We start from the raw sequence: 19,964 nt of genomic DNA on the forward strand, positions 1-19,964 counted from the left end.
TAGTTTTGGTTACCATAGAGAAGTTCCTGCAATTCTTATGAAAGGTGGACGAAGTACTTCGGTAAGATTTACAGCTTTGGGAGGCATTTAGTAAAAGTAGCCTCAAAACATAATGGAGTTAGGGAGGCTTCGGTTAACTCAGAAGCAACAGGTGCATAAGTTGTCTGTTTAGAAGCCATTTTCAGGAAAACACCTCCTAAACGACTTACTTGTTCTGGGTCTGTGCGAAGTAATCGAGTAAGAGGCGGGCTTTGCTTTTGCCCACTTCACTTTCCAATTCCTGTTGCGAGAGCTCGGCAATCTTCTTTACAGATTTGAACTTAGTCAGCAATTTTTCAGCAGTAGCAGGGCCTAAGCCTTTGATCTTGGTAAGCTCGGTCTGTAAGGTGCCGGCATCGCGTAGCGAGCGGTGAAAAGTGATCCCGAAGCGGTGGGCCTCGTTCCGGAGGCGCTGGATAAGCTTGAGTGTCTCAGATTTCTTATCAATGTACAACGGCAATGTGTCTCCCGGATAGAAAATCTCCTCCAGCCGCTTCGCAATACTCACAATGGCCACCTGGCCGTAGATACCAAGATCTTTCAAGGCTTTCACGGCCATGCCAAGTTGCCCCTTGCCTCCGTCAATGATGATGAGTTGCGGCAGGGAGGTACCTTCATCTATCAAGCGGCGGTAACGACGGGTCACTACCTCGTACATAGAGGCGAAATCGTCTGGGCCTACTACAGTCTTGATGTGGAAGTGGCGGTAGTCTTTCTTAGATGGCTTCGCGTTCCGGAAGCAGACCATGGAAGCCACCGGGTTATCGCCCTGGAAGTTGGAGTTATCGAAACACTCAATGTGCTTGGGCAACTCGGTTAGGCGCAGGTCACGTTTCATAGTTTCCATGATGCGGACCTCGTTGCTGTCTTTGGACTTGTCCTGCATGCTTTCTTTTTCCTTGCGCAGGTACAAAGCATTTTTCAAGGATAGGTTCAGCAATTTCCGCTTATCGCCAATCTGGGGAACGTTCACGGAGATACCTTCCAAAGGCAAGACCAAATCTTCAATGTTGACCAGAATCTCCTTGGAGGTACTTTCAAAATCAGAACGCAACTGCATGATCATGGAAGCCAGGATATCCTGATCGGTTTCCTCCAGTTTCTTCTGCAATTCCAAGGATTGGGTACCAATGATAGAGCCGTTCATCACCCTCAGGTAATTGATGAACGCGCATTTCTCATTGGAGGTAATGGTAAAGACATCTATGTTGGAGAGGGTGTGGCTTACCACCGTGGATTTGGCTTGGAAATCATCCAGCATGTCCAGCTTCTGTTTGTACTGATGAGCCAGCTCGTACTGGTAGTCGGCGGCGGCGGCAGACATGGCTTCCTTGAAGTAGTTCTTGGCTACCGTAAGGTTCCCCGAGAGAATGTTCCTGATCTGCTGAATGTGCTGGTTGTACTCCTCTTCTCCGTACAGGCCTTCACAGGGACCTTTGCAGTTGCCGATGTGGTACTCCAGACACACCTTGAACTTGCCGGCTTCAATGTTAGCAGGGCTTAGGTTATAGCTGCAGGTGCGCAGGGGGTACAAGGTCCTGATGAGCTCCAGTACCACGTACATGCTCGTTACGCTAGGGTACGGGCCAAAGTAGCGTGAACCATCGTTCAGCTTGTTACGGGTGCTCAGAACCCTGGGAAATCGCTCATTGGTGATGCAGAGATACGGGTAAGACTTGCCGTCTTTGAGCAGGATGTTGTATTTAGGCTGATGCTGCTTGATGAGGTTGTTCTCCAGCAAAAAAGCATCGGCCTCACTGTCTACAATGGTGAACTCAATCCGCTTGATCTGCGAAATGAGCTTAAGGGTTTTCTTGTTGTGCTGGGTAGACCGATTAAAATAAGAACTTACCCGCTTGCGGATATCTATCGCCTTGCCCACATAAATTATGCCCTTGTCATCATAATACTTGTAGATGCCCGGGCGATGCGGCAAGTGTTTTAGTTGCTCTTTTAATGATTCCTCCACAGTCCTTCTGGTCTAAAACTTAAAACCTATCCTCCTCTACCTTCTGCGGCAAAGTGAGGGTTTGCTCTTGTTTTACGGAATCTTGCACAACAGGTACAAAAGTGCTGCCACCACAGTTGATATTGGTGGAAAGTGGCTGCGCTGGCTTAGGGAAAGCACCTTTAGAGACATTCAAGGATTTATCGGCGTACACTTTCTGCATGAAGAGGGCATAGATTGGCATGGCCAATTTATTTCCCTGCCCGTAAGCGGCACTCCGGAAGTGAATACTGCGGTCTTCGCCGCCTACCCAAACTCCGGCAGCCAGGTCTGGGGTAATTCCCATAAACCAGGCATCTGAGTAGTTGGAGGTTGTTCCGGTTTTAGCCCCGATTTCATTTTTAAGCCCATAACGGTGACGTAAGCCATAGTAAGCCGTACCGCCACGGGTCTCAGTGGAGCCTTTCAGCATATGCACCATGAGATAGGCCGTTTCCTCGCTAAGCGCTTCCAGGGTCTTTGGCGCAAATTCGTGCAAAACCGTTCCGTTCTTGTCTTCAATGCGCACCAAGTACTGAGGCTGGGTCCAAGTGCCTTTGTTCACAAAGGTACCGTATGCGCCTACCATGTCATACAAGGTGACATCACTTGAGCCGAGGGCCAGGGAAGGTACCGGGTCAAGCGACGTGGTGATGCCCAGACGCTTCGCAGTAGACACAACTTCCTCCGGACCTATTTTCTTCATGAGGTACGTAGTGATACTGTTCACAGAAAGAGCCAGCGCCGTACGCAAGGTCATACTGCGACCAGAGTACGTGCCCTCACTATTTTTAGGCGTCCAGGGCTTGCCATCGGGGTTAATGATGGTCACAGGGGCATCTACTACGGTATAGCACGGCGAGTAGCCTCTCTCTAAAGCGGTGGTGTACACAAAAGGCTTGAAGGTGGAGCCTGGCTGGCGGGCGCCTTGTTTTACGTGGTCGTATTTGAAGTACTTGAAGTTGGTTCCTCCAACCCAGGCTTTCACTTTACCAGTAAGTGGGTCCATGGCCATAAATCCGGCCTGCAGGTAGTGCTTGTAGTAACGCAGCGAGTCCATTGGGCTCATGATGGTGTCCCGTTCCCCTTTCCAGGAAAAGATGCGCATCGGGATCTTGTGGTTCAGGTGGTATTTGATGGAGTCCTCATTACTGCCATACTGTTCCACCAGGCTCTTGTATCGAGCGGTACCCTTCATCCGCTCCATCAGGAAGCCTTTGATTTCTTTCCCTTGATCATTCACCCACGGATTACGGCCTTTCCATTGCTGGAAAAATTCCCGCTGCATGGTTTTCATGTGCTGCTCTAGGGCCGCCTCGGCGTGCTTCTGCATGCGCGAGTCAATGGTGGTGTAAATCTTCAAGCCGTCTGAATACAGGTCATAGCCATTGTCGCGGCACCATTGGGCCAGCCACTTCCCTATCTCCGTCCGGAAGTACGGTGCCAGGCCTTTGTTCTGGTTCTCCACGTTGAAGTCCAGCTTGATAGGTTTGGCAGTAGTCTTAGCGTAGGTAGGCTCGTCAATGTAGTTGTACTTGAGCATCTGGTCCAGCACCGTATTACGACGGCTAAGAGAGCGCTCAGGACGCAGAACAGGGCTGTAGAAGGACGGCCCTTTCAAAACGCCCACCAAGGTGGCGCTTTCCTCTAGGGTAAGCTGCTGTGGGTCTTTGTTGAAGAAAGTCTTGGCGGCTACCTTAATTCCGTACGCGTTGCTCCCGAAGTCAACGGTGTTCAGGTACATCATCAAGATCTCTTTCTTGGTGTAAGAGCGCTCCAGTTTGATGGACATGATCCATTCCTTGGTTTTAATGATGAGCATGCGCAGGCCGGGCACATCAGAAAGCAAACCGTTGTTCAGGTCATCGCGGGTACGGAAGAGGTTACGGGCTAGCTGCTGCGTGAGCGTACTGGAGCCACGGTCCTGTTTGCCGGTGAGTTTGTAGTAAGGAACGGCCAGCGTGCCTTTGAAATCTATGCCGGAGTGTTCCTCAAACCGGATGTCCTCTGTGGCTACCAAGGCGTCTACCAGGGTTTTAGGCAGTTGCTCATAGGTAACAGGAGAGCGGTTCTCGCGGAAATACTTGCCTAGAAGCTGGCCGTCCTCTGAGTAGACTTCAGAAGCCAGTTCGCTTTTGGGGTTTTCCAGGGTTTTCAGGTCTGGTAAATCGCCAAAGAGATTCAGGAAATTGATGCTAACGGCAAAAACGTACAGCAGGAAGAACACAAATCCTCCGGCAAAAAACAGCCAAAGCGCCGAAATGGTTTTCCGGTACTTCTTATCAGGCGTTGACGACATTTTATTGGTAATTTTTTTCAAAGAAAGCTACATACTCCGCGATATTCCCCAACTCTCTCAGTAAGGCTAGGTTCTCTTCGGTTATCACAAAGGTAGCAAATTTCGAGCCTTTTAAGTTGGCTAACGGAGAATTGCGTGTGGCCTGCAATTTAGAGTACTGCTGGGCGGCTTTAAAGTCAGGCAGGGTCCGGATAACGAGTAGCGTGGTGCTGTCGCTAAAGGGCACAGGCTCCACTTGGAGTTGCTTTTTAGGGTGAAAACGAGAGTTGTAAGTATCGTACGCTTTCATGAGCTGGCGCACGGCTGTAGTATCTACACCGGTATGCACTATCACGAAGGAATGCGGCAGGCTACGCTCTGTTTTGTAAGTGGGCGCTTCCTCTTTGGGCACTACCGGGGTGTTAACGACCGGAGCCTTGGCCAACTCACCGGTCTCATAGCGCAGGTAGAGGTTCATGAAGTCACGGGCCTTCGCCTGTAATGCACTCTCGGGGTACTTAATAATGAACTGCTCCATGGCCGCCCGGAAGGTAGCGGCTGGCTGCGTACGGCCTGCTACCAAAGCCTGCAGAAACGCGCTTTGGTCCTGTACATCGTTTTGAGGGTATTTCTGCGAAAGGGAGGCTAAAACGGCCAAGGACTGCGGGTACTTCTCTTTCTCGTACAGCGCGTAAGCAGAGTCATACAGGGCGTGCGCGGCCAAGTTCTCAGCAGAATAAGTCCTGAGAAAATCAGGCTGGTCAATGAGCTTGCTGTATTTGGAGTTAGGGAAACGGTCTTTTAGGGTCTTCGCGTATCCGGCGGCTTTATCAGGTTGCTGTTGGCCCTGCGCAATCACGTAGAGGCTGTAGTAGACCTCGGCGCCATGGTTAGAGGCTGGGTAGCGCTCCAGCAATTTCTGAAACGTTTGGGCAGCTTTCTCCGGCTCTCTTAGACGCTGCTGGTAGATGTTGCCCAAGGTGAACAAAGCCTCTTCCACGCGCTTGTCGGCGGCTTGGCGCTGCTCTGCTGTCACCGGGATGGCAGCCAAATAAGTTTCCTGTTTCTGAGCAGCCGCGGCTGCCAGTGCGGCACTATCCACGGCAATGCCGGTGGTTATCCCAGCCGTAATAGGAGTGGCACCTGAAATAGCGGTGATACGGCGCCAGTTGTCTTGCAAAGGCCGGTCTCCCCAGGTCCGCAAGAAATCATTACGCGCGCTACCGCGGGCCACCGGGTTGTCAAAGTACCAGGTACTGCCCTGCGTTCCGGCTCCGCCGATGGGCAAGGTAGCCGTTTGCTGGGTTGGGCCGGGGGTGGTGGCGTTTGCGGCGGCTAAAGAGGCGGCTGCCTCCTGGTCACGTTCACGGGTGATCTGCTCGGCTACCCTCTGGGCCCGCTCCGTCGCATTCAGTTGGCCTAGGGCTAATAGACTGTCATTGCTCCTGATAATCTCCAACTGTTGGGTGAAGGCGGTGAGCACGGTTTTCCTGTCGGAGAGTTCTTCGTAGCCCATGGTAGTGGGCGGCAGAAGCTGAAGGGTACTGTCATAGTACGCTTGGGCCAGACCGTACTGCTGCAGGTTCTCATAATAGATCTGCCCGGCTAAGAGGTAAGAGTATGCTTTCTGTACTTTGTTTGTGGTGGAAGCCGCCGTAGACTGCTGCAGCAGTTTCAAAGCATCTGGGTACTGTTTCTGCCGAAGCTCCAGCTTGGCCAGGTCGTAGTAGATTTTATCGGTGTACTCTTTGTTCTTCTGGTCATCAGCGAGTTTGCGCAAGAAGTTTTTTACTTTATCCTGATCAGAGTTGTCCTTCAGTTCCGTTACTTGAGCTAGGCCCAGATTGGCGTAGAAGCCCAATTCATAAGGAGGACGTTTCTTCAGGACCTTCGCAAACTGCTCGTAAGCTTTGGCGTCCTGGGCAGTAGCTTGGTACAACTGGCCGAGGATAAATCTCAAGCGCGCTTCCTGATCTCTTTTGTGCGCCAGCGGAATAGCCAGTTCCATGTTCTCAATGACCTGCGGCAGGTTGTTCTGGATGCTGGCCAACTGGGCTCTGGTTAAAAGCAACTCACGGCCGTTGTTCTCGTTCATGCGCTCTTTGCGGAACTGCTCAGAGATAGAGAAGGCCTGGTCATAATCTTTCTGCCGCATGGCCAGCCGCATCATCCAGATCAAGGCCTCGTGGCGCGCGTGCCGGTCTGGGCTGGTGGTTTGCACAAACCGAAAGGTTTTGAGGGCCTCGGCATCCTCGCCCTGGTAAAAACGGGCCTTCCCAATGAGCACATAGCAATCATCTATCCACCGACTTTTGGGGTGGCGCGCAATAGGGAACGAGGCTCGCTTGATCACCTCATCCAGATCGGGCGCCAGGGTTTTCAGGATAGTGGTGTCGGCCGGCGGCAGGATGTCTAGGATGCGGTTATAGTCATTTACGTGGGCAGCCGCGAGTTTGGCTTCCACGGCTTCCATCTTCTGGAGGGCAAGGAAGTATCCATTGAAACGGGCGTTTATGTTTCGGTAGAGCCGGCCCAAAGGCTTATCAGAAGAGCAGCCGGCGGCAACTCCCAATAAAAGGAATAGTAGAAGAAAACGTGTCAGTTTCAACGTCAAGTCAAGGGTTGGAATACTAGTAGAACTGCGCAGAGCCTTTTTTATTTTATATCTGATTAAGCTAAAACGGACCAGAAACGTACTTGTACTTAGTTAGTAAGGTAGCCTTAAAATAGGGTCAAAAGCAAATTTACACTTTTTAGGCTCTTGTTACGCTACTACGCAAAAGCCGTCACCCGCGGTGAACGCATGAAAAGCAAATTTGGCTGAACGGGAACTGTTTTAAGCTTGTTTTCTTTAAAAGATGGCCAAAACAGCGAAAATCTTTTCTGCCCCAGTGAGCCAGGGATTAGTACCTTTGTGCAAATAGGACCCAACACGCATGGAACCAACCCAACACCCGTCTAACCCCAAAGAAAAACAAGGGGTGAAGCCTTACCTGAAGTACTCGGGTCTGGCTTTCCAGATGATTGTGGTGATGTCTGTTGCCGCTATCGGGGGGCGTAAGCTGGATGCCTATTTTCACAACAATACCCCCTGGTGGACACTGGGGCTGTTAATAGTAGCGGTGTTTGCTACCGTTTATTCTGTCATTGTATCACTTACCCGTAAGAACTAATCGCCTGTGAGTTTTATAAGAGGAATGATTTTGCTCACCGGTTTGCTGGTACTCCTGATTACGGTACTGCTGCTGTTCACCGGAGATGCCGTGATTCATTCCTATATATGGTACATGCTGTGCTTCTTTGTGTTTGTGACTGGGTTTGCCCATTATGTGGCTTTCCTGGGGCTAAAACACGATTCCAGTAACCTGCACGCCTATTACTTTGCCGCCATGGGCGTGCGCATGGTCTTCTCTATAATAGCAGTTTTTGTATATAGATATTTCCATGCAGAAGGGTTAGTGCAATTTGTGGCAAACTTTTTCGCCCTTTATTTTATCTATACCGGATTTGAAATCTACGCATTGTTGAGTAACTTGCGCCAAAATTCAAAAAAGCATGCATAGGGCAGTGCGGTTACGTAAAATCCATTGCTTTTAATTAGCTCTTAATGAAGAAGATACTCGTTTTCCTGCTTACTGTTCTTACTTTTTCAGCCCAGGCGGCAGAATCTGCCGAAGGTGGAGAATTTAACCCCGGGGAGATGATCTCCCATCACATTGGCGATGACTATACCTGGCACTTTGCCGACGGTGTGGTGCTGCCTTTGCCGGTTATATTATATGGGGAAAATGGCCTGGATGTGTTCTTGGCCTCTAAGTTCTACAACGAGCATCATGAAGTACAGCCTTATAATGGCTACGTGATGGAGCACGGGCATATCTACTATGCCAACGAAGAAGGCGAGCCCCGCACCAAAGTGAATGAGAAAGGCGAAGTGGAGCCTGTTGGTCCAATGGATTTCTCCATCACCAAAAACGTGGCGTCGCTTTTCCTTAGTGTGCTTCTGTTGTTCCTGGTGTTCTTCTCAATTGCCGGTGCTTACAGCAAAAACCGCGGCAAAGCCCCGCGTGGCATGCAGTCTTTCTTTGAGCCCATCATCGTTTTCATCCGCGACGATATTGCCAAGACCAACATCGGTCCTAAGTACGAGCGCTTTATGCCGTATCTGCTTACCGTGTTTTTCTTTATCTGGTTCAACAACCTGCTGGGCTTGCTGCCAGGCGGCGCTAACTTAACCGGTAATATTGCCGTTACCCTTGTGCTGGCACTCCTTACTTTGCTCCTGACGGTTTTCAATGGGAATAAATCTTACTGGGGGCACATTTTTGCCACGCCGGGTGTTCCCAAGTGGTTGGCTCCTATTATGATCCCGGTTGAGGTGATTGGTATTTTTACCAAGCCTTTCTCCTTGATGGTTCGGCTTTTTGCCAACATCACCGCAGGTCACATTATCATCCTGAGCTTGTTCAGTTTGATCTTTATTTTCCAGAGTATTGCCATTGGTCCGTTGAGCGTAGCGTTTGCCACCTTCATGAACTTCCTGGAGTTGTTCGTGGCACTGTTGCAGGCTTATATCTTCACGCTGTTGTCTGCCATGTACTTTGGCGGTGCGGTAGAAGAGCATGACCACCACGATGACATGGGCTTTGGCGATGGCCCACATGCTGCGCAAGCACACCATTAATCTGAATTCTTTTTTAACTATATATATCTACTTTTATGTTAGCATTATTGCTTGAATTGACCCTGGGTACTGGTTATGCTATTATGGGTGCTGGTATCGGCGCTGGATTAGTAGCTCTTGGTGCTGGCCTTGGTATTGGTAGAATCGGTGGCTCTGCCATGGAATCTATCGCTAGACAACCAGAGGCTGGTGGACAAATCCAGACTGCGATGATTATCGCTTCTGCCCTTATTGAAGGTGTTGCCCTGTTCGGGGTGGTAGTTTGCCTTCTGATTTCATTCATTCGCTAAGAATGCATTTGTTGCGTTTCCCTTCCTGACGATTGGTCAGGACAGGGAGGCGCAATAACAGTAGTAGAGTTTGTAGTTTTGAGAGAAGGAGAATCCTTCAGTCCCTAATAAAAGAAATACAATGCAATTAGTAACTCCTGGTATCGGATTGCTTTTCTGGCAGACCATCACCTTCTTGGTGGTTCTTTTCTTGTTGTCTAAGTTCGCCTGGAAGCCTATCATGAAGGCCCTGCGTGAGCGCGAAGACAACATTGACGCTGCCCTCACCATGGCTGAGAAAGCCAAATTGGAAATGCAGGCACTGAAAGCAGACAACGAGCGTCTTTTGACCGAAGCCCGTGCTGAGCGTGACCGCATTTTGAAAGATGCTACTGACGCCGCTACCACCCTAGTGGAAGGTGCCCGTACCAAAGCCAACGAAGAAGGCCAGCGCATGATTGAGCAAGCCCGTGTGTCTATCCAGAACGAGAAAAAGGCAGCCCTTACCGAGGTGAAGAACCTGGCGGCTACTTTGTCTATTGACATCGCGGAGAAATTGCTCAGACGCGAGCTGCAGGACGAGCAGGCCCAGCGTGCCCTGGTACAGAGCTACCTGCAAGACACGCACCTTAGCTAAGAACGGACGGCGAGCGGCTTCCCGCCCTAGAAAAGGAAGCGAATCGTTTTAAACACGCAAGAGAAATAATGTCAGACGAAAGAGTTGCCTCCCGGTACGCCAAGTCTCTGCTAGAGCTGTCTCAAGAGCAAGGATCACTGGAGAAAGTATACGCCGATATGCTTTCCTTCACCAAGACCTTGAACGGAAGCCGTGACCTTAGCCTTGTACTGCGCAACCCGATTATAAAGCATGATAAGAAACTCGCCATTCTGAACTCCGTTTTCGGGGGCAGCATGACCGAGTTGACCATGGCCTTTTTCCGGATCATCACCCAAAAAAACCGTGAGGCCATTTTGGAGTCAGTGGCTACTGAGTTTGTAAAACAGTACAACCTGATCAGCGGAATCCAGAAAGCAACGGTGACTACAGCCGTGCCGCTTACCCCAGAGCTACGGGCCACTTTCCAGCAAATGGTGGTGGAACGCACCGGAGGCATGAAGGTGGAGCTGCAAGAAGTGGTGAACCCAGCCGTAGTGGGCGGGTACGTACTGCGCATTGGCGATCAGCAGATTGATAACACGGTGAGAACCAGCGTGCAGAAATTGAAAAACAAGTTTAAAGAAAATCCATACATTACTAAACTATAATCATGGCAGAAGTTAGACCTGATGAAGTATCAGCGATTTTAAGAGAACAGCTGTCAAACTTCAGAACAGAAGCTGAACTAGAAGAAGTTGGTACGGTTCTGCAAGTTGGTGACGGTGTTGCTCGTATCTACGGCTTATCCAAGGCACAGTCTGGTGAGTTGTTAGAGTTCGAAAACGGTCTGCAAGCCCTTGTTCTTAACCTTGAAGAGGACAACGTGGGTGCGGTATTGTTGGGTGACTGGAGCGACGTTAAAGAAGGCGATACAGTTAAGAAAACAAATAAAATTGCCTCCGTTCGCGTAGGTGATGGCATGGTAGGCCGTGTGGTGAACACCCTTGGTCAGCCAATTGACGGCATGGGCCCATTGGTGGGTGAACTGTACGAAATGCCAATTGAAAGAAAAGCACCAGGCGTTATCTACCGTCAGCCGGTAAATGAGCCGATGCAAACTGGTATCAAAGCGATAGATTCCATGATTCCGATTGGCCGTGGCCAGCGGGAGTTGATCATCGGTGACCGTCAGACAGGTAAAACTGCCGTAGCTATTGATACCATCATCAACCAGGGTGAGTTCTTTGACCGTGGTGAGCCTGTATTCTGTATCTACGTAGCTATTGGCCAGAAAGCCTCTACCGTTGCGCAGATCGTGAACGCTCTGCAGGCTGGTGGCGCGATGCGTTACACCGTAGTTGTGGCTGCTCCTGCTGCTGACCCTGCTCCAATGCAATTCTACGCGCCGTTTACCGGTGCGGCTATCGGGGAGTTCTTCCGTGATACCGGACGTCCTGCCCTGGTAGTGTATGATGACTTGTCTAAGCAAGCGGTAGCTTACCGCGAGGTGTCTCTGCTGCTGCGTCGTCCTCCAGGACGTGAGGCGTATCCAGGTGACGTATTTTATCTGCACTCCCGTTTGTTGGAGCGTGCAGCTAAGATCAACGCTTCTGATAGCATCGCGCAAGACATGAACGACTTGCCAGAGTCTATCCGTCACTTAGTGAAAGGTGGTGGTTCTTTGACCGCTCTTCCAATCATTGAGACGCAGGCTGGAGACGTTTCTGCGTATATCCCAACCAACGTGATCTCTATCACCGATGGTCAGATCTTCTTGGAGACCAACTTGTTCAACTCTGGTATTCGTCCGGCGATCAACGTAGGTATCTCGGTATCTCGCGTGGGTGGTTCTGCCCAGATCAAGTCCATGAAGAAAGTGGCTGGTACCTTGAAACTGGACCAAGCGCAGTTCCGTGAATTGGAAGCCTTCGCTAAATTCGGTTCTGACCTGGATGCCGCTACTAAATTGACCATTGAGCGTGGCCGTAGAAACTTGGAAGTATTGAAGCAGCCTCAGTTTTCTCCGGTAGCGGTAGAAGACCAGGTAGCCATGATCTACTGCTGTACCAATGGTCTGATTGATGACGTGCCAGTAAACGAGGTGCGTGCCTTCGAGAAAGACTTTACCAGAACCTTGAATGCCCAGCACCGTCCGGTACTGGATTCTTTGAGAGCCGGTAAGATTGATGATAATGTGACCGATACGCTGAAGCAAGTAGCGCGTGACCTCACAGCCAGATATCGTAAATAATTAATCAACAGAAGAAGAGCATAGCGGTTACACGCGTGCTCTTTTTTCTCTGTTTATACGTGACGCAACTTAATGGCAAGTTTAAAAGAAGTACGTAACCGCATTGTATCTGTAGGATCTACGCAGCAAATCACCAAAGCCATGAAAATGGTGGCGGCGGCCAAACTGCGCCGGGCTCAGGATAACATCATTCGTATGCGCCCTTACGCGCAGCGTCTAAACAACATCTTGAGCAATCTTTCCAGTGTACAAGGAGAGGCTGGGCAGAATGTGTATGCGCAGAAGCGTGATGTGCAGCGGGTGTTGATTATTGCCGTTACCTCAGACCGCGGTTTGTGCGGTGCTTTCAACTCTAACGTGATGAAAGCGGTGAACAACCTGGTGAATGAGCGGTACAGCGCCCAGGCCGCGGCCGGTAATATTGAAGTGATGGCCATTGGGAAGAAAGGCCACGAGTACTTCAACAAGCGCAATATGCCCATGGCCGGTGATTTCACAGGCGTGTTCGGCAATCTGTCTTTTGAAACCGTACGCGTAGCCGCTGAGCAAGCCATGGAAGGTTTCCGGGCTGGTCGTTACGATCAGGTGGACATTGTGTACAACGAGTTCAAAAACGTGGCTACGCAAATCATCCGCACGGAGCAGTTCCTGCCTATCCAGGAGAACACCACTGAGCAGGCCAGCGCCAATGCTAACCTGGACTACATCTTTGAGCCCTCCAAAGAGGAGATCATTGAGCAATTGATTCCTAAATCTTTGAAGATTCAGGTGTACAAAGCGGTATTGGAATCTAATGCTTCTGAGCACGGTGCCCGGATGACGGCCATGGACAAAGCCACTGAAAACGCCGGTGAATTGCTGAAGCAATTGAAACTGACCTATAACCGGACTCGTCAGGCGGCCATCACTACCGAAATCCTGGAGATTGTAGGTGGTGCCGAAGCGCTTGCAGCCAGTAGATAGTTTTAACCGACCTTTATTTGCAGCGCCCATTGAAAAATGGGCGTTTTGCTTTTTAAGGGGGTTTGTTACCGCTAGATTAAATTTTCTCTGGCTTTGATGAATAGGATATGGAAAGTATCTTGGCTTGTATTTTTACGTTTTGAAGCCGTTTCTCAGGAAAGGGCGTAAAAACGGGTTTAGATTTTGAGAATGAACAAAAGCGTAAGTAGACTTGGCACCTTGCTGTTGGTAGTATTTATAGGGATTTCCCCGGCAATGGCGCAACGGAACAAGTCCAAAGTAAAAGGACCAGAGAAACCAAAACTGGTGATTGGGATAGTGGTAGACCAGATGCGCTACGATTACCTTTACCGTTATTGGGACAAATATTCAAAAGATGGCTTTAAACGGTTGATGGGCGAAGGCTTCAACTTCCGGAACAACCATTACAACTACGTTCCTACCTATACTGGACCGGGTCACGCCTCTATCTACACGGGCACCACGCCGGCCATGCACGGGATTGTGGGCAATGACTGGTACAACCGCGCCACAGGGCGCAACATTTACTGTGCTGAGGACAAGTCCGTGCAGACGGTGGGCAGCACCACAGCCGCAGGGCAGATGTCGCCGGTGAACATGATTTCCTCCACCATCACCGATGAGCTGAAACTGGCCACAAACCAGAAAAGCAAAGTCATTGGCCTGAGTCTGAAAGACCGCGGTTCTATCTTACCGGCCGGGCACGCCGCCAACGCCGCCTATTGGTTTGATGGCTCCAACGGCAACATGATCTCCAGCACCTATTACATGCAGGAACTGCCGGCCTGGGTGCAGGCCTTCAACAACCGGAAACTGCCTGAGCAGTACACAAGCCAACCCTGGACCACGCTGCTCCCCGTTGCGCAGTACACCGAGAGCACCTCTGATGACCAAGCCTTTGAGGGCACTTTCACCGGAGAGGAGAAACCGGTGTTCCCGCACAACATCCCCGCGCTTAGAGGCAAAACGTTTGATATCCTGCGCTCCATTCCGGCCGGCAATACCTTCACCAAAGAATTTGCGATAGAAGCCATCAAAGCCGAGAACCTGGGCAAGAACACCGTTCCAGATTTCCTGGCCATGAGCTTCTCCACACCGGACTACGTAGGTCACCAGTTCGGGCCTAATTCCATTGAGGTAGAAGACACGTACCTGCGCCTAGACCAGGATCTGGCAGATTTCCTTAAGTTCCTGGACAAGCAGTTAGGCAAGGAAAATGTGCTTATCTTCCTGACTGCTGACCACGGTGCCGCCCATAACCCAACTTATATGCAGCAACTGCGTATTCCGGCGGGGAACACCAACAACGGTTTAATGGCCGATTCCCTGAAAAAGCACCTGAACCGTACCTTCGGGGCTGCAGACTGGGTAAGCGCTTTTGTAAACCAGCAGGTGTATTTCAACCATGCGGTGGTGGAAAGCAAGAAAGCCAACCTGGTAGCTTTGCAGGAAGAGACGGTCCGTTTCATGCAGCGTTTCCCAGGGGTGTTGCGCTCTTTCTCCGCCGATGCCCTGATGAAATCACATTGGAGCAAGGGCGTAGGCATGCTGGTGGAGAACGGGTATATGCCCTACCGGTCAGGTGACGTGATGGTGGCGTTCCAGCCAGGTTGGTATGAGAACTACGGGCGGGGCTTGCCCAAAGGCACCACGCATGGCAGTCCCTGGGCCTACGACACGCACATCCCGCTGTTGTGGTACGGCTGGCAGATTCCGGCCGGAGAGTCAACCGTGCACACAGAGATCATTGACATTGCGCCCAGTATTGCGGCGTGGCTGCGTATTCAGGAACCAAACGGATCCACAGGACGCGCTTTATTAGAGTACGTGCGGTAGAAGCCGCTGAGAGATAAAATTGTTACAGAAATCAAGATGTTAGAAACTACGAAAAACGCCAGCAATCCTTGGCACGATGTAAACTTCGGCGAAGACGCCCCCAAAGTAGTAACCGGAATCATTGAGATCCCCAAAGGGTCTAAAGCGAAATATGAACTAGACAAGGACAGCGGTTTGCTTAAACTGGACCGCGTTCTCTTCTCAGCGGTGCATTACCCGGCCAACTACGGTTTCATTCCGCAGACGTACTGCGATGACAAAGACCCATTGGACATCCTGGTGCTTTGCTCTATTGACGTGGCTCCTATGTGCCTCATTGATGCCAAGGTAATTGGCGTGATGCAGATGATTGACAACAACGAGGAAGATGATAAGATCATTGCCGTGGCTGCCAACGATATGTCTGTAAAGCACATCAATGACATTTCTGAGTTGCCGCCGCACACCTTGCTGGAGATCCAGCGGTTCTTTGAAGACTATAAGAAACTGGAGAACAAAGAAGTGGTGGTAGAGAACTTCCTGGGCCGCGAAGATGCCTACAGAATCATTGAGCAAAGCATTGAGTTGTACAACACCACGTTCAGAACCAACAGCTAAGCCGTTTAAAAATCATTTAGTACAAAAGCGCCGCTTTCCGTATAGGAGAGCGGCGCTTTTGTTTTCCACTCCGGGTTTTAAGCCCGCCCAGAAACCGAAGAATAGTGTTGCACCTATGTTCTCCTCGGGCGTACTTTGCCGGAGATATGGTGAGACCAGCCATTGACTTAAAAGTAGCATGAACATCCCCCGCAAGATCCTGGATTTTATTCTGTACAGCAACATGTTCATCTCCCTGTGTGCCGCAGCGCTGGTCTGGGAAACCTATTTGCTGAGCGGAATTCCCATTTCCCTGCGCTTAAGCGGGATGGTGTTCTTCGCTACCCTCTTCGTCTACAATGCAGACGGACTGGTGCCGTATAAATTCAACCAGAACGTACCCCTGAGCACCCGCACCAAATGGGTCCGGAAGAACCGGCTGGAGCTCATCTTTATCTCGGTGGCCAGTGCCTTGTGCGTTGTTTACCTTTACTGGACGGCTATTTTCGAGCTGAATTTCTGGTTTATGCTGCATTTGTTTGTGGTGGCTGGCCTATATTCTGTACCGGTGGTTCCCGAAGGCGATGGGTATATTCCGCTCCGCGACATTCCTTTCCTCAAGGTTTTCCTGATTGCCTATGTCTGGTCCGCGATTACGGTGCAGTTGCCTTTAATGGAGATGGGCCGCGATCTTTTCTCTGGCAACAGCTTCATTCTTTTCCTGCGGCGTTTCCTGTTCCTTTTCTCCCTTACCCTGGTGTTTGACATCAGGGATGTGCACAAAGACAAACTCACCCAGACCGTTACCTTTCCTACCAAATGGGGCGTGCAGAACACCAAGAAGCTGGCGCTGTTCATGCTGCTGCTTTTCGCGGTATTGGTGCCGGCCGGAACTGCCCCTTTCATGCGGGTGGCTCTGGGGTTGGCGGGCGTGGGTGCCGGCCTGGTGGTATGGTACGCGCACGAGTACCGTTCACAGTATTATTTTATGGTCTTAGCCGATGGCATGATGCTGGTGCAGTTCCTGCTGGTGTGGCTCCTGGCCTGACGGTAGGTTTCTAATTAATTGGCACCCTATTGATCTCAATATATCACGCTGCTTTAAGCCTGTTTTTAGCAAACTAGCCCTAAACGGACAAGGACAGATTTTCTCGTTAACGCGAGGATAGGCGCTGGAAAGCGGCTCCCAGGTATTTGTAGAGATCAGACGCGATGAGCGAGGTTTCGCCCTCTGCTTCAGCGGCGATGTCACCCGCCAAGCCGTGGAGGTAAACGCCCAGGAAACAGGTCTCCAAAGCTGGACAGCCCTGGGCACGTAGGCTGGTCAAGATACCGGTGAGGACATCGCCGGTGCCGCCGGTGGCCATGCCGGGGTTACCAGTCGTGTTGAAATAGAACTCCCCACTTGGTGTGCCGATGCAGGTGTGGGCTCCCTTCAAAATGACGTAGCAGGCGTGTTCAGCGCAGAAGCTTTGCAGCAGTTGCAACCGGTGGAAATCATCTATGGCGGGACCGGTGAGCCGTTCAAATTCCTTGGGATGCGGGGTGAGGATGGTGTCTGGGGGCAACTGCTGGCGCAGCAATCGGTCAGAAGCCAACAGGTTCAAGGCATCGGCGTCCAGCACCAGGGGCGGCAACTTCTGCCGGAACAAACTTTCCAAAGCCAACCGGGAATCCTCGGCCTGCCCCAAGCCCGGGCCAATCCCGATGCATTGGTATTTGTTGAGCTCATCAGGGAACTGGGACAAGTGCAGGTCGTGGTCATCAGTGAGCACCATCGCCTCGGGCACCGCAGTCTGTAGAATATTGTACCCTGTTTTCGGCACCTGTACTGTTAGCAGCCCTACGCCGGCCCGTAAGGCCGCATGCGCGCTCATGGTAATAGCACCCATTTTTCCATAACTTCCGCCTACCAGTAGAGCATGGCCAAAGGTGCCTTTGTGGGAAAACTTGCTACGCTTCCGTAGAAGGGTTTTCACGGTGTCTAGCAAAATAACCTGGTAGGGAGACTCCACCTGCGCCAAAAATTCCGGGTGCAAGCCAATGGGCAGCACGTGCCACACGCCCACGTACTTGCCCGAGGCGGGCAGCAGAAATGCCAACTTAGGCCGTTCAAAGGTGAGCGTGACATCGGCTTGGACAACGGCACTTTCTGAGGGCGTAGGCGCATCGGCGTATAAACCCGAGGGAATGTCAATGGCAATCACGGTGGCCTCCTGTTGGTTCAGGTAAGTGACCACCTCGGCATACAGACCTTCCAACGCCCGCGAAATCCCCGAGCCGAATAGTCCGTCTAGGATTACTGCCTGCACGGGAAGAGCAGACAGTAAATCGGCAGAGGTCTGGATTCTAGTCACGGGTATTGCCTGCGGCAAACGGTCCAAGTTCTGGGTGAAATCTGCGGAGGGATTCTGGGAGACCTCTGGTAGGAAGACCTGAACGTTATAGCCATCGTTATGGAGCAGGCGGGCCGCCGCCAATCCATCGCCCCCGTTGTTGCCGGGCCCGCAAAAGATGTAAAGCGGAGTCTCCGGCGTGTACTTTTGCTTTAGCCACTGCACCAGGGCACCGGCGGCCCGTTCCATCAAATCCAGGGAAGAGATAGGTTCCTGCGCAATGGTATATGCATCGGCAGCACGGGTCTGGGCGGCGGTGAGTATCTTCATGGGTTGATTGTTAATTGTTCATTGCTGGTTGTTCCCAAATTAGATGAAAGTGTACTCCTTCTTTTAATACGCTGTTTTCACGTTGTTTTATCAAAAACAATTAACAATCAACAATCCTTAAAACTGCAAGCCCATGCCCAAGCCAAGTTGCCCGTTGGGTAAGACGGTTGGCATCACCGAGGCATTCAGGCCCTTGTTACGCATGATGCGATCATGCACAAAGTATACGGTGTTCACCGACAGAATGCCAATACCGGCCCCGGCCAGGACATCGGCCATCCAGTGTTCATTGTTGAGGACCCGCATCACGCCCGTAGCCGTGGCAATGGTGTAACTCCCGATGCTGATCCATTTGCTTTTGCCCCTGAACTCTTTGTCCACGATGGTGGCGATGGTGAAGGCGTAGGCGGTGTGCCCCGAGGGAAAGGCGCGTGGCAAGCCATTGGGGCGCTCCTGTCCGGTCCAGATCTTGGTAGGGTAGACCACCAGGGTGGTCAATGCCCCAGAGGCCAGCAGCAAGCCTGTTTGCCTTCTGATATCATGCTTGTTCTCTTCAGAGAACGCCGTGAACCCGTACAAGCCCACAATAGGCACAAAGAAGAGGTAGTCATCAATCTTGGTACTGAAGTGGGGAAAAGCCCGGCGCGCATCTCTGCTGGCGTCATAGCTGCTGTAAAAGCCATTGTCTTTGATGGTGGAGATGCCGGCCGCAATCAAAACCACGGAGGGAAGTACCGCCCGGGTCAGGTACTGTTTGGTTTTGGGCTTTTCATGAGCGGGTGCTTGCTGCAGTGACGCAGTTGCCGCGGTGGTATCAGGGACTTGCGTCTGGGCTACAACTCCAACGGACAGGGAAATCCACAGGAGGGAGGTGGTCAGGAAATGTTTGAGGTTCAAGTGGCGTAGAGTTAGGTTATAGAAAGCAGGTTAAGATGGTACATGCGGTAAAAGCCTTCAGGAGCAGACCTGTTCAAGCGCAATGGTCTGTTTCAAGGCTGTTTTGGAGAAACTAGGATAAAAACGGAAGTTCCGCGGAGAGGTTATGCCCAACAACGCGGCAGATTGCCTTGTCTAAGTGCAACGCAGATGAAGCGGCTACTCACCTGTTGGGTTTATCTGCACCACTTGCACCAGATCGTCTTTGGTGTGAAGTTGCCGGTCTCTGCCGCCGGAACGGATCTTAAAAGTCCTTCTGGCCTGATTAGGCCCATAAAGGATGGGCAAACCCCAACTATCCCGCGTCAAATCTCGGAGTAAGGGGTTGTTCATGGTTACTTCGTGCAAGCTGCCAGGTAGCCGCCCGTGGGCTTGTTCATGCTTCACGATGACAACCGCCAGCTGATCTAGTTTCTTTTGGGTGTTCTTTTCCTTGAAGTAGGAGTCGGTGAGCAGGCTAATCAAAATGAACAAGGCGGTGCCGCAGACCAGAAGGAGCAGCGCCCACTTGAAGGGAACTATCAAAACCTTCAGCCAGCGCAAGGGCCGCCGCTGAGACCCTTCGGTATTATTCGCCGTCCGGATACCGAATAGGAGAGCCAGAAAATCTACTACTTTGTTCATGTAAGGGCTTTGCCGCTGCATGTTTAAAATTGTTTTATTTTCTGCCAGACCGTCCTTGTTGGAGGTTACAACCTCGCCGCAAAAGTACAGCTTACGGCTGGTGAATTGTGTGGCTGGCAGATAAAGGTACTATAATTAGAAACATCCACTGTAAAGCATAAAGCAGATGCGGGAAGCCGGAAGTCTGGCTGGCAAATTTGTTGGAAGTGGATGGTTCTGCTTTACACCTTGTTTGG

17 protein-coding genes are annotated in these 19,964 nt (G+C 51.1%); 11 read left to right on the forward strand and 6 right to left on the reverse strand.

Translation table 11 applies throughout. The features are described 5' to 3' along the window. Positions 1 to 205: 205 nt before the first annotated feature. From uvrC to porW, 3 genes are read right to left on the reverse strand one after another with little or no spacing between them, the layout of a single operon-like run. A complete protein-coding gene (gene uvrC / locus FOA19_RS08320; protein WP_149090270.1) occupies positions 206 to 2,008 on the reverse strand; it encodes an excinuclease ABC subunit UvrC in 1,803 nt (600 codons plus the stop codon). Between the two features lie 19 nt (positions 2,009 to 2,027). Beyond that, complete coding sequence (locus tag FOA19_RS08325) at positions 2,028 to 4,325, reverse strand: penicillin-binding protein 1A (protein WP_149090271.1); 2,298 nt, start codon at positions 4,323 to 4,325, stop codon at positions 2,028 to 2,030. 1 nt (position 4,326) lies between these two features. Beyond that, a complete protein-coding gene (gene porW / locus FOA19_RS08330) occupies positions 4,327 to 6,918 on the reverse strand; it encodes a type IX secretion system periplasmic lipoprotein PorW/SprE (RefSeq protein ID WP_449421247.1) in 2,592 nt (863 codons plus the stop codon). A gap of 322 nt (positions 6,919 to 7,240) precedes the next feature. Between porW and FOA19_RS08335 the strand changes: the two genes are divergently transcribed. The 11 genes from FOA19_RS08335 (at position 7,241) to FOA19_RS08385 (ending at position 16,550) form a co-directional block, all read left to right on the forward strand. Next, positions 7,241 to 7,477, forward strand: coding sequence for an AtpZ/AtpI family protein (locus tag FOA19_RS08335; RefSeq protein ID WP_149090273.1), 237 nt, complete (start codon positions 7,241 to 7,243; stop codon positions 7,475 to 7,477). A gap of 24 nt (positions 7,478 to 7,501) precedes the next feature. After that, on the forward strand, positions 7,502 to 7,867 hold the full coding sequence (locus tag FOA19_RS08340; RefSeq protein ID WP_223808784.1) for a hypothetical protein: 366 nt from the start codon (positions 7,502 to 7,504) through the stop codon (positions 7,865 to 7,867). A gap of 44 nt (positions 7,868 to 7,911) precedes the next feature. Further along, positions 7,912 to 8,988 carry a F0F1 ATP synthase subunit A gene (atpB, locus tag FOA19_RS08345; protein WP_149090275.1) on the forward strand — a complete coding sequence of 359 codons (1,077 nt, stop codon included), beginning with the start codon at positions 7,912 to 7,914 and terminating at the stop codon, positions 8,986 to 8,988. A gap of 35 nt (positions 8,989 to 9,023) precedes the next feature. Further along, positions 9,024 to 9,278, forward strand: a complete 255-nt coding sequence (gene atpE / locus FOA19_RS08350; protein ID WP_149090276.1) for an ATP synthase F0 subunit C — start codon at positions 9,024 to 9,026, stop codon at positions 9,276 to 9,278. 121 nt (positions 9,279 to 9,399) lie between these two features. Continuing rightward, positions 9,400 to 9,894, forward strand: coding sequence for a F0F1 ATP synthase subunit B (locus FOA19_RS08355; protein WP_149090277.1), 495 nt, complete (start codon positions 9,400 to 9,402; stop codon positions 9,892 to 9,894). A gap of 68 nt (positions 9,895 to 9,962) precedes the next feature. Beyond that, positions 9,963 to 10,523: an ATP synthase F1 subunit delta gene (atpH, locus tag FOA19_RS08360; protein ID WP_149090278.1), complete on the forward strand. Its 561-nt coding sequence runs from the start codon at positions 9,963 to 9,965 to the stop codon at positions 10,521 to 10,523. 2 nt (positions 10,524 to 10,525) lie between these two features. Further along, the gene (gene atpA, locus FOA19_RS08365; protein ID WP_149090279.1) at positions 10,526 to 12,106 is read left to right on the forward strand and encodes a F0F1 ATP synthase subunit alpha; all 1,581 of its coding nucleotides are present in this window, start codon (positions 10,526 to 10,528) and stop codon (positions 12,104 to 12,106) included. 72 nt (positions 12,107 to 12,178) lie between these two features. Then, a complete protein-coding gene (atpG, locus tag FOA19_RS08370; protein ID WP_149090280.1) occupies positions 12,179 to 13,069 on the forward strand; it encodes an ATP synthase F1 subunit gamma in 891 nt (296 codons plus the stop codon). Between the two features lie 189 nt (positions 13,070 to 13,258). Continuing rightward, the gene (gene pafA / locus FOA19_RS08375; protein ID WP_149090281.1) at positions 13,259 to 14,926 is read left to right on the forward strand and encodes an alkaline phosphatase PafA; all 1,668 of its coding nucleotides are present in this window, start codon (positions 13,259 to 13,261) and stop codon (positions 14,924 to 14,926) included. Positions 14,927 to 14,962: 36 nt separating this feature from the next. Then, entirely contained in the window at positions 14,963 to 15,523 is a 561-nt protein-coding gene (locus tag FOA19_RS08380; RefSeq protein WP_149090282.1) for an inorganic diphosphatase, read from the forward strand. 178 nt (positions 15,524 to 15,701) lie between these two features. Next, entirely contained in the window at positions 15,702 to 16,550 is an 849-nt protein-coding gene (locus tag FOA19_RS08385) for a UbiA prenyltransferase family protein (protein WP_149090283.1), read from the forward strand. Between the two features lie 106 nt (positions 16,551 to 16,656). Here the strand turns inward: FOA19_RS08385 and FOA19_RS08390 are convergent, their stop codons facing one another. The 3 genes from FOA19_RS08390 to FOA19_RS08400 form a co-directional block, all read right to left on the reverse strand. Further along, positions 16,657 to 18,168: an NAD(P)H-hydrate dehydratase gene (locus FOA19_RS08390; RefSeq protein WP_149090284.1), complete on the reverse strand. Its 1,512-nt coding sequence runs from the start codon at positions 18,166 to 18,168 to the stop codon at positions 16,657 to 16,659. 117 nt (positions 18,169 to 18,285) lie between these two features. Beyond that, entirely contained in the window at positions 18,286 to 19,065 is a 780-nt protein-coding gene (locus tag FOA19_RS08395; RefSeq protein ID WP_149090285.1) for a phosphatase PAP2 family protein, read from the reverse strand. Positions 19,066 to 19,263: 198 nt separating this feature from the next. Then, a complete protein-coding gene (locus FOA19_RS08400) occupies positions 19,264 to 19,728 on the reverse strand; it encodes a hypothetical protein (RefSeq protein ID WP_149090286.1) in 465 nt (154 codons plus the stop codon). Between the last annotated feature and the right edge of the window lie 236 nt (positions 19,729 to 19,964).

The organism is Rufibacter hautae (assembly GCF_008271695.1).
In the GTDB taxonomy this organism is placed as follows: domain Bacteria; phylum Bacteroidota; class Bacteroidia; order Cytophagales; family Hymenobacteraceae; genus Nibribacter; species Nibribacter hautae.